Below are 11,337 nucleotides of genomic sequence, written 5' to 3' on the forward strand. Positions count from 1 at the left end.
GTTTAGAACACACTCACCACTCCTCTTCGCTCCAAGGAGTTTCCCATGGGATTCACCGGCACCGGCAAGATCTGGATGAACGGGTCCTTGGTCGACTGGGCCGACGCCAAGATTCACATCGCCTCACACGTGGTCCATTATGGTAGTGGCGTGTTTGAGGGTGCACGGTGTTACGACACGGAGCGTGGCCCAGCTTGCTTCCGCCTTGACGCGCACATGCGCCGGCTTGTGGACTCAGCCAAGATTTACCGTATGAAATATGCGCTGTCACAGGAACAGTTGGAAGACGCGGTTCTCGACACAATTCGAGCTAACCAGTATCGCGCCTGCTACATCAGGCCACTCATCTACCGGGGCTACGACACACTCGGCGTGAACCCGATGCCGTGTCCGGTCGAAGCCACTATCATGCTGTGGGAATGGGGCGCATACCTAGGTGAGGAGAGCATTACCAACGGTGTCGACGTCTGTGTCAGCTCGTGGTCTCGGAGCGCGCCGAATACCTTCCCGGCACTAGCTAAATCCACAGCAAATTATGCGAACGCCGGGCTAATTAAGATGGAAGCTGTGGTCAACGGCTACAGTGAAGCAATCGCGCTTGACCCCGACGGTACGATAAGTGAAGGCAGCGGTCAGAACCTTTTCATCGTACGTGAGAATACGCTCTATACACCGGCGGTCGCGTCGTCGATTCTACCCGGGATTACGCGTCATTCAATCATAACGATTGCCCGAGACCTTGGCTTTACGGTTATCGAACAGGCGATTCCGCGTGAAATGCTTTATATCGCAGACGAGCTTTTCTTTGTAGGTACCGCCGTTGAAGTGACCCCAATTCGATCTGTCGATAAGGTCGAAATTGGCTTAGGTTCACGGGGTCCAGTCACTGAAGCGATCCAACGCACCTTCTTCGATATCGTTAATGGTCGGGTTTCGGACGAGAAGGGATGGTTGCGTCCTGTTTACACTGATGAGGCAAACAAGAACCTTTCAAAACGGACGACAGTGAAGACCGAAAATTGAGACGCTAATATTCACCCTGAAAAAACGGCGATGTATGGTTAAGGCTCGTCAATTGACGAGTATTAGTTGAGTCACAATGGAATCGTAACGCCGAACCTTATTTCCAAACGACGTGGCATGAACGAATAAAGGTAGTCACTAGTTAATCAATTATCGACCTTTAATCCAGCCGGTGAACATTGCGTGCCCTCTCGCACTCCGACGGACCCGTACACCTTCGGCTTAAATCTGCTCGCTAGGCGAGAGTTGTCTGAAATGCAACTCCGAGAGCGGTTCCGCAAGCGTAACTTTGAAACTCAAACAATTGAGGAAGCTCTTGATCGCTTACGCCAAGAGGGAGCCCTAGATGACCGACGCACGGCCTTCGCATATGCCCGAACAGCCGTTCGACTAACAGCACGCGGTCGGCGCCGTATCCTTCAGGAAATCGTTGCGCGGGGGATTAATAAGGATATTGCCCACGAGGCTGTCGAGGTCACTTTCGCTGACGTGGATGAGGCCAAGGTGCTGGCACGTGCGTTAGCGAAGCGACTCGACGGCCCAATTCAGGATGCCGCACATTTACGCCGATTGCACCGTTCTCTCCAGCAGCAGGGATTTCCCACTTCGCTAATCGTCCCCGCACTAGCAGCGCATGCAACGAACATCAAGGAATAACACAGCTGTCAGCCCCTGAGCATAACCTTGAGCAGATCGCTGTAAAATGACGTTATGACCGCACGCGACACTCGACGTAGTTTCCTCGACTACTTCGCTAGGCATGAACATCAAATCGTTGAAAGCGCGTCTTTAGTTCCTATTGACGATCGGACTCTCCTGTTCACAAACGCTGGAATGAATCAGTTCAAATCAGTCCTCCAGGGCCGAGAGCAACGCGACTATACACGGGCAGCGTCTTCGCAGAAGTGCATGCGTGTCAGCGGAAAACACAACGATTTGGATATCGTGGGTAAGTCTCCACGCCACAACACCTTCTTCGAGATGCTTGGTAATTTTTCATTCGGTGATTACTTCAAATCTGAAGCCATCGCCATGGCTTGGGAACTACTGACCAAGGAATGGAAACTCGACCCTATTCGACTGCGTGTGACAATTTTCTCCGGAGATAAGAATGCGCCGAAAGACGATGAAGCGTACAACATTTGGCAAAAATTTCTTCCAGCGGACCGCATAGATGCTTGGGGCGCGGCCGACAATTTTTGGGCGATGGGTGACACTGGGCCTTGCGGTCGGTGCTCTGAAATTCACTTCTTCTTAGGCGATGACCCGAAGTGTCCCGAAACCAGTTGTCGCGGTACAGCATGCAGCTGCCACACCTACATCGAACTCTGGAACAATGTGTTCATGGAATTCGACCGGCAGGATGACGGGACATTGAAACCGCTCCCGATGCTCTCAATTGACACTGGCATGAGTCTCGAGCGCGCGACTGCCGTATTGCAGGGCGTTGACTCAGTGTATGACACCGACCTGTTTCAACCTCTTCTTCAAAGCATCGCTGGTCTGGTTGGCACGCCATACGGTAAGCGGCAGGAGACTGATGTATCGATGCACGTTATTGCCGATCATCTTCGTGCGATGACCTTTCTGATAAATGACTTGGTAACACCATCCAACGAGTGGCGAGGCTATGTGCTGCGCAAGATCATGCGACGAGCCATGCGACACGGTAAGAAGTTAGGTCTTACTGAACCGAGTCTCCATCGACTCGTTGATGTCGTCGTAGAAGAGATGGGTGATACGTATCCGGCTCTCTCGAAAAACCGTGACATGATCGCCAAAGTAGTGCGAAGGGAAGAAGATCGTTTCGATTCGGTATTAAACGCTGGACTCTCAAAGCTTGAGGAAGTGCTGGACCGCGCAGAGACAAGTAACCGTCGCGTGACTGGTGAGGATGTCTTCCGCCTATACGACTCTCTCGGGTTACCGGCCGAATTCGTTGAGGACCTCGCCGGTGAGCGGCAGCTCTCGATCGACTGGGAAGGATTCGAACGTCTCATGGCAAAACAGCGTGACCAAGCTCGTGCTGCGAGCGGCTTCAAACCGAAACAGGATGACAGGGATACCTTTTGGACCTCCGAGGCCCTCGATAAGAATCTACTGGGTACTCAGGACCGCTTCGAGGGCTACGAGACAACGCGAGTCGACAGCAGCACGATCCTCATGCTGTGGAACGACGCGCCGGCCCCTTGTCCACAACTGGATGCGGGTGACACGGGATATTTGTCACTCGACCGCAGTCCGTTTTATGTCGAAGCTGGAGGCCAAGTATCAGACACGGGCCATATCATGTCTCATGACGGCAAGACAAAAGCCCTCGTGGAGGACATGATTCGCTTGGGCTCATTCCCTCGCGTGCACCGGATAAGTGTGGTCGCCGGCACCCTGAGTCAAGGTGACGTGGTGTCGGCAGTCGTCAATGCACCGCGTCGTAGTGCAATCCAGCGAAATCACACGGCGACCCACCTCCTTCACGCCGCTCTCAAGAAGTTGCTTGGTCACCACGTTACCCAGGCTGGCTCACTCGTCGCGCCGGAACGACTTCGGTTCGACTTCACTCATCCGACTCCGCTCAGCCAGACTGAAATCGAGGAGATCGAATGCCTCGTCAACGAACAAGTCCTGGTTGCCACCCCCGTTGACACGATTGAGCAATCTACGGATGAGGCAATTGCCAGTGGCGCGATCGCTCTATTTGGAGAGAAATATGGCGACCGTGTACGCGTGGTGTCGATTTCCGAATTCAGTAAAGAACTCTGTGGAGGCACGCATTGTGGCGCGACAGGAGAAATTGGCTCGTTCATGATTGAACAAGAAAGCGGCGCTGCGGCTGGCATCCGACGGATCGAGGCAGTGACGGGAGCACCTGCTATCCAACGGCATCAGGCCAGACGTTCCTTGCTTAATGGGATCCTTCAGGAACTCAGCTCACCAGAAGCTCGTGCCGTGGATGCACTTAGAGAGCAACAAGCTCAGACGAAACAGTTGGCACGAGATGTGAACGCCCTAAAAATGAAATTGGAACTGGTATCTGAAACAGACACCCGCATCAACGTTGACGACGTTACGCTGTTAATACGACGAGCCGATGGCTTAGATAGAAACTCGCTCCGCACCCTCGCCGACCAGTTAAAGGGCAACATCAAATCGGGCCTTGTGATTCTTGCCTCAGCCACAGCGGGCGGGCGGGTGGCAATCATTGTCAGTGTTACGTCTGACCTTAAGACTCGTATACCTGCTGGACAGGTCGTTAAAGCGCTAGCGCCGCTCGTGAGCGGGGGTGGAGGTGGTGGTCGACCTGATTTCGCTGAAGCCGGCGGCAAGGATCCACGACAAATCGACCACATGCTATCCGAGAGTGAAAACGTCGTGCGCGGTCTCCTAGACAGTAAAGAGTGATGCGAACACCATTTTCGTTCAATTTGGCTGTGACCAGACGCAAGTGGAGCGTGCAAGTGCTGCATCGCGACTCTTTGGTCGGCGATCAGTTTCATCTCAAGCCGTGACCACAAGCGTCGAGTCGACGACCGCTCGCCTTCGCCTTGATGTTTGGCTGGATATCGCCTGCCTCTTCAAAACACGGTCTGCGGCGCAACAAGCCTGTAAGGGCGGTAAAGTTGATGTCAATGGCCAGCGCGCAAAGCCACATCGAGAAGTTTCTCCTGGAGATCGCATTGCCATCACGCGTGCTTTTCGAGAGCAACAACTGGTAATTGTGAAGGGTTTAAGAGAACGTTACGTAGCCAAAACCAAAGCGCGAACCCTCTACGAAGACGCCACACCACCTCCGTCTGAGGAGGAAGCGAAATTGCGGGAATTGGTTCGGCTAGCCAACCGTGCTAACCCTCCAGCCCGGTCCGGCATAGCACCAACAAAACGGGAACGCCGATACCTCCGTCAACTGAAAAGCGGAAAGCCCTGAAACCGGTCTCGGTGAACAGAGGGCGCTTCGATGACCCATCCAGTGATATAATGCGTGTTTACTAGCGTGCTCAAACGCTAAGTTTCTTGGGGACTAAACTCGTGGCAAACCATAAGTCGGCGGTTAAGGCGCATCGGCAAGATATCAAACGGCGTGAGCGGAACCGACAGCAACGAACACAATTACGCACCGTGCTGAAGTCAATTCGGGCCACGCTAGGCTCCGGAGACACTGGCGCGGCCAAAACTGAGTTCCGGAGTGCAGTGTCATTGATCGACAAGATGGCCGGTAAGGGCATCGTTCACAACAACACAGCCGATCGCTACAAGTCGCGCTTGGCAAAGCAACTAGCAAACCTTTCAACCTCGGCGTAAGTTACGGCGGACCCCACAGAGCTCCAGTACAAGTTGCTCGATTACGATGCGTCCGTCCCCCCTAGAGCTCTTTAGGGCCAGATCGGTTCGATATAGCGCGTCTACCGCTGCCTTGACTTTACTGGACGCAAACCTCTCGCGAACAAACCACCCGAGCTGGCCAAGAATCTGAAGAGGCATCACCCCGGCATTAAATAATAAAGCGAGCTCCCTCAACGCGGCGCCTGCCTTACCTTGTTCAATTGCTCGCGTTATCGCCCAGTTGTCCTGCAAGACAGCTGGTCCAACAACAGCCTCAACGTCGGTCCGTCCAATCGTGGCCTGTCCAGAGGCATAGATTACCAAGCGCTCAAAATCCGCCCTCAGCCTCGGTAGGTCTGCACCCGTTCTGGCAATGAATGCCCGCACCGCTTCGGCATCCATAGACAACTTAAGCCGCTTCACCTCATTACACACCCAACGCTGCGCGCCATCCTCCATCTTAATCCCAGGGAAGGTCACGACAGTGGCGTGCTTCAGTAGCGCCTTTACCACCCGTCGCCGCTTGTCGAGATCGCCAGATTCAAAGATGACCGTAACTTGAGGCGAAGGGTTCTGAACGTACTGCTCGAGGGCTTCGAGATCGCGCTTCGAGTCGACGACCGCCTTCTTCGGGGAAAGTACAAGCTCAGCCTGCGATACGATAACAATGCGACGCGGTCCGAGCATCGGCAACATGTGGACGGCCTGAAGTAACCTCGCTGGTTCCGTTTCCCCACCGTAGAGCCGCTCAACGTTAAATGGTCTAAGCTCTTCCTCGACAACATCAGCAAACTCCCGAGCCAGACGAGTTCTCTCATCCTCATCGCTTCCGATAATCAGATAGATCGGGCCTGTCTTACCCGAGGCAATTTGTTTGCGAACGGTGGCCGGGGTGGAAGCCGCCATAGATAAAGTCAGCTAGAAAGCCTCGAGAATCGAGGTGACAACTGTAGTTCCGAAATCGCTGGCCATGCGCTCAAGCGCATTTGTATCCTGGCCAAAAAATGCACTTGCGTCGAGCGCGCCGCCACCCGTCGCAACATCATATTCCTCAGTGAAGACAAGCGAAGCGTTCTCCCAAATTGCTTCCTCTGTCCGTAAATCGCGCAACACAATACTGGAAGTGAGCGTGAAAGTGTACCGGGCCGCTTGCTGCTGGTCCGTGAAGCTCGATGGCTGTAAGTTGATCGACACAACACGCCCGATGAGAACCGCGTCGACACCGTCCTCCTGAGGCACTATTTGATAGCTGCCCCTCCCGATGAATTCCGTTCGTACTGCCTCAGTTAAGACCTGCTCCATCTCGAAAAAGGCCGTATTATTTTCGAAGAGCGGAATACCGATCGTTTCAACATAATCGGGCAAGAATGAGCCTCGGCCGGCCAAGGCATAGCCACAACCTGAGCTCAGAACGCTAACAAGAAGCACCAGAACAAAATATCTGTGACCTCTCACACTAGTTGTGCACCTGGACATCTTCTTCATCACCCAGATCATTTTGTGACAACGTTAACAAGGCGGCCGCGAGCAACAATCACCTTCACTATAGTTTTACCGGCAAGGTGTATTTGAATCTGAGGGTCGACGAGAACATCAGCCTCAAGGTCGGCGTCACTCCGGCCAGCTTCGACCGTTAATCGAGCACGTACTTTTCCATTGACCTGCACTGGCACAACCAATGTGTCGGCTCTAGCCACCGTTGGATCGAACTTTGGCCACTGCGCCGCAATAAGACCATCCGAGTGCCCTAATCGCTCCCAGAGCTCCTCAGCGAAATGCGGGGTAAACGGAGCGATCAACAGCACGAGCGCCTCAATCGCCTCACGGAGTACAGCTGCCGTTTCCGGGCGGATGTCCGAAGTCGCCGACCGCCGTACTCTCGGACCGCACCCAACCTCATCACAGAATAAGTACAGATCATTCACGAGTTCCATAAGTGCCGACACGGCCGTATTTAAATGGACACGGGGGTCAAGATCCCTAGACACCCGCTGGATCGTTTCATTCGTCTTACGGCGGATAGCGCGTTCAGCGTCATTCAGGTTGGCCGGCGGCTGCCCAGCTTCACGCACCCGTGTAGCCAGTGGCTCCACCAGTCGCCACACACGGTTCAAAAAACGAAAGCTACCTTCAAGTCCGGTGTCGGTCCACTCGATTTCCTTCTCGGGAGGAGCAACAAACATTTCGTAGAGCCGGAGCGTATCCGCACCATAAGTTGCCATCATGTCGTCAGGATCCACAACATTACCCTTCGACTTTGACATCACGGCACCGTCCTTCAGCACCATCCCCTGGGTAAGAAGCCGTGTAAATGGTTCATCGTGCTCCACGAGTCCGAGATCGTGCATTACTTTGCAGAAGAACCGAGAGTAGATCAGATGCAGGATGGCGTGCTCGACACCTCCGCTATAAAAATCGACCGGCGTCCAGTAGTTTACAGCTTCAGAGTCGAACGGCAGCACCTTGTTATGCGGGTCACAGTAGCGATAGTAGTACCATGATGAGTCAATAAACGTATCCATGGTGTCTGTCTCACGTCGAGCGTCGGCACCACACGTCGGACATGGCGTATTAACAAATTCTGGCACCTGTGCCAGTGGCGAGTCGCCTCGGCCGCTGAACGCCGTCACGTTCGGTAATTCAACCGGAAGTTTGTCGCAGGGAACCGGAACCAATCCACAGGATTCGCAGTGGATAATCGGAATCGGCGTACCCCAATAGCGTTGCCGTGAGATTCCCCAATCCTTCAGACGGTACTGCACCGTACCTTCGCCGATGTTTTGAGCATTTGCCGCTTGTGTCATCAGGTCTCGAGCCTCGGCTGACGGCAAACCCGAAAACTCTTCCGAAGCTACCAGCCTGCCTTGACCCACATAGGCCTCCTCAAGCGCCGAGAGTGAGGCCGCGTTCTCAACTGGCTGAACGACTACCCGAATTGGCAGGTCGTACTTCTGCGCAAACTCGAAATCACGTTGGTCGTGTGCGGGAACACCCATGACTGCACCAGTTCCATACTCACCGAGGACAAAATTCGCCACCCACACTGGGACATCCTCACCCGTAAAAGGATTAGTGGCTCGCCGACCCGTATCGAAACCTTCCTTCTCGATTTCTCCGGTAAGTCTGGCCGTTCGATCCTGAGCCCGGAAACGGCGGATACGTTCGAGGAATGCCTCGGGCTTCCTTGCAGAGGTTGCGATTTCGTCAATAAGCGAGTGCTCAGGAGCTAATATTACAAAGGTAGCACCGTAAATTGTATCGAGACGCGTCGTGAAAACATCAATTGGTGCTACCTTGTCACCGGTTAAAAGGAACCGAACGCGCGCACCCTCCGATCTACCGATCCAGTTGCGCTGCATCGTCAGCACCTTTTCTGGCCATTCGGTTAGACGGTCAATGCCGTCGAGCAATCGGTCCGCATATTCGGTAATACGTAAGAACCACTGCTCAAGTGAACGTGCAGCCACAGCAGACGAGCAACGCCAGCAGTGCCCTTCGGTCACTTGTTCGTTGGCCAGGACCGTCTGACAGCTAGGACACCAATTAACTGTAGAACGCCGACGATACGCCAGACCACGCTCGAACATCTTCAGAAAGATCCACTGATTCCAGTGATAGTAATCGGGAAGACAGGTAGCTATCTCTCGTTCCCACGCATAGCTAATACCCAACCGCTGCAACTGTCCCTTCATGTGAGCAATGTTGTCTAGCGTCCACGTCCTAGGGTGTACCTTGTTTTGAATGGCGGCATTCTCGGCTGGAAGACCAAAGGCGTCCCAGCCGAACGGATGGATTACGTGGTAGCCCTGCATTCGTTTCATCCGAGCCACCACGTCGCCAATCATGTAGTTACGGACGTGCCCGACGTGCGCATGACCCGACGGATAGGCAAACATCACCAAGCAATAAAACTTTGGCTTAGAGGAATCTGCTTCTACCTCAAACGTCCGGCATTCAGCCCAACGCTGTTGCCACTTCTTCTCAATTGTCTGCGGGGAATACTCGGACACGACTGGGGCCATACGCGTGAACCGGCAAACCTGGTTGCCGGCAGTAACTCGATGGGCGTAATGCACAAGCGATCAGCCGGTGCCGCTCGGGTCGATGGAACGCCAGATAGTTAAACTCGTTACCACGATCAATAAGTGACGGAGACGACCATCCGCCATGCCGCCATTATAGCGTAGGCCCCTAGTTACGCACCGTTGAACTGGATGCACTGACATTCACCTTATTCGCTACTTCACCAGACGCCACTCGGCCAGTGTGGTTGGTGCAGCGAAATGATATCCTCCATCACCGCTTCCGCACGGTCGGTTGCACCCTTGAACGACGGTGCTTCACCGATGGACGGGTCACGAAGAACAGCAACTGTCGAGTCAAGACACTCATCAAGAGCTTGAAGATCGTAGCCACCCTCGGTCACAAACGCCAGACGACCACCACTCACTTCGTCCGCAATGATTCGTAAATGACGTGTCATCGCACGATAGCCTTCGGTTGTGACCTCCATACCGGCAAGTGGGTCTCGCTCATGCGCATCGTATCCAGCCGAAACAAGTAAAAGGTCAGGGGAAAACGCCCGTAATGCCGGTAGGACGAGGCGCGTGAACACTAGTTCGTAGTCGGCGTCAGTTGCGCCGGCCGGAAGAGGTACATTCAAGGTTCTGCCCTCACCCGCGCCTCGCCCGATATCAGCAATCGCACCCGTCCCAGGGTAAAAAGGATACTGGTGCGTAGAAACATAAAGGACCTGTGGATTGTCGTAAAACATCCACTGCGTGCCATTGCCATGATGAACGTCGTAGTCAACAATCGCCACCTTTGATGCACCGTTATCTAGAGCGTGCGCGGCGGCCACAGCTACGCTGTTAAAGAAACAAAAGCCCATCGCTCGGTCGGTTTCGGCATGGTGGCCTGGTGGGCGCACCAACGCGAGCACGGGGCTCCCGTCAGCCATCGCATGAGAGGCAGCCTCTACAGTCGCTCCGGCAGCTAAACGCGCGACTTCATGCGACCTTGGTGAGGTATAGGTATCGGGATCGAGCTTAACAGCGAGACCCGACGTTGCCGCAATCGATTCAATGTAAGTGGAGGCATGAACAGCCACCAGTTCTGCATCGGTTGCCGGACGAGGTTCGATTACTCTGCCACCGTCACGGACAAATCCTTCTGCTACGTTCTGCATTACCTCAGCACGTCCAACGCGCTCAGGATGTCCTGGCGGCGTAACATGGTCAGCGAATCGTTCAGATGCGAACAACACTAACGATGTTTCACTCACGAAGCCTCCAGGAGTTGGTTCGTCGTATCGGTGAGCCCATGTAACGCCCGCTCAAGCTCAGAACGCTTCGTTTCGAGTGTGTGCTCGTCAGCATTTTGAGGCACATCGATCGACGGGCCCACCGCGAGAGCAACCCGACTGAAAGGCTTCGGAATCTGCGTCCGATCCCAGCTTCCCGCCATCCAATACCGGTCCGCTTCAAGATGAAACGGGAGCAGGGGGTTACCCGTGGCACCCGCTAACCACACAGCGCCTAGCTGTGCAGAACCAGTTGGCCCACGCGGCCCATCGACAGTAAAGCCAACCGGCTTCCCCTCTACTAAGGCGCGCTTTAAGGATAGTAGCGCGCGTTGGCCGCCATGAGAGGTCGATCCACGTGCCGTCCCATAACCGAACCGCTCTATGATCCTAGCAATCCATTCACCATCAAAATTCTCACTGGTAATCACGACGATGCCACGCCGCCGGAAATAGTAGGTGGCCGAGAGGATACGGCCGTGCCAAAAAGCCATAACTGGTTGTCGTCCACTCTTTCGAATCTCGTCAAGATGCTCAATTCCACTGACACGCCACCTGAGCGTCACGCCGAGTAATGCAATGAGAGGGTACGCCAAGGCCGCGATCCCAGCGGCCTTGGCTCGCTGCCATGACGTTAGTCGGCGAGTCGGCGAACCTTCCATTACTCTCGCACCAACGGAAATACAGTTACTCGA

Annotated in this window: 10 protein-coding genes; 5 read left to right on the top strand and 5 right to left on the bottom strand. The window is 54.3% G+C overall.

Annotated elements, in window-relative coordinates; all coding sequences use genetic code 11:
- The first annotated feature begins 45 nt into the window (after window positions 1-45).
- From QGH09_08720 to rpsT, 5 genes are all read left to right on the top strand, one after another.
- Entirely contained in the window at window positions 46-1,023 is a 978-nt protein-coding gene (locus QGH09_08720) for a branched-chain amino acid transaminase (GenBank protein HJO18264.1), read from the top strand.
- 183 nt (window positions 1,024-1,206) lie between these two features.
- A complete protein-coding gene (locus tag QGH09_08725) occupies window positions 1,207-1,680 on the top strand; it encodes a RecX family transcriptional regulator (GenBank protein ID HJO18265.1) in 474 nt (157 codons plus the stop codon).
- Window positions 1,681-1,734: 54 nt separating this feature from the next.
- On the top strand, window positions 1,735-4,422 hold the full coding sequence (alaS, locus tag QGH09_08730; GenBank protein HJO18266.1) for an alanine--tRNA ligase: 2,688 nt from the start codon (window positions 1,735-1,737) through the stop codon (window positions 4,420-4,422).
- A 103-nt stretch (window positions 4,423-4,525) separates the two neighbouring features.
- Window positions 4,526-4,945 (top strand): RNA-binding S4 domain-containing protein, encoded by a 420-nt coding sequence (locus tag QGH09_08735; protein HJO18267.1) that lies wholly within the window; start codon window positions 4,526-4,528, stop codon window positions 4,943-4,945.
- A 101-nt stretch (window positions 4,946-5,046) separates the two neighbouring features.
- Window positions 5,047-5,319, top strand: a complete 273-nt coding sequence (gene rpsT, locus QGH09_08740) for a 30S ribosomal protein S20 (GenBank protein HJO18268.1) — start codon at window positions 5,047-5,049, stop codon at window positions 5,317-5,319.
- Here rpsT and holA read toward each other — a convergent pair.
- From holA to QGH09_08765, 5 genes are all read right to left on the bottom strand, one after another.
- The gene (holA, locus tag QGH09_08745; protein HJO18269.1) at window positions 5,305-6,246 is read right to left on the bottom strand and encodes a DNA polymerase III subunit delta; all 942 of its coding nucleotides are present in this window, start codon (window positions 6,244-6,246) and stop codon (window positions 5,305-5,307) included. The two genes, rpsT and holA, sit on opposite strands and share 15 nt — an antisense overlap.
- Window positions 6,247-6,258: 12 nt before the next feature.
- Complete coding sequence (locus QGH09_08750; GenBank protein HJO18270.1) at window positions 6,259-6,795, bottom strand: LptE family protein; 537 nt, start codon at window positions 6,793-6,795, stop codon at window positions 6,259-6,261.
- Window positions 6,796-6,833: 38 nt separating this feature from the next.
- Window positions 6,834-9,362: a leucine--tRNA ligase gene (gene leuS, locus QGH09_08755; GenBank protein ID HJO18271.1), complete on the bottom strand. Its 2,529-nt coding sequence runs from the start codon at window positions 9,360-9,362 to the stop codon at window positions 6,834-6,836.
- Between the two features lie 221 nt (window positions 9,363-9,583).
- Complete coding sequence (locus QGH09_08760; GenBank protein HJO18272.1) at window positions 9,584-10,624, bottom strand: histone deacetylase; 1,041 nt, start codon at window positions 10,622-10,624, stop codon at window positions 9,584-9,586.
- Complete coding sequence (locus tag QGH09_08765; GenBank protein HJO18273.1) at window positions 10,621-11,304, bottom strand: lysophospholipid acyltransferase family protein; 684 nt, start codon at window positions 11,302-11,304, stop codon at window positions 10,621-10,623. The genes QGH09_08760 and QGH09_08765 overlap by 4 nt, the downstream gene beginning before the upstream one ends.
- Window positions 11,305-11,337: the final 33 nt, after the last annotated feature.

Source organism: Vicinamibacterales bacterium (genome assembly GCA_036012125.1).
GTDB lineage: Bacteria > Acidobacteriota > Vicinamibacteria > Vicinamibacterales > UBA823 > UBA11600.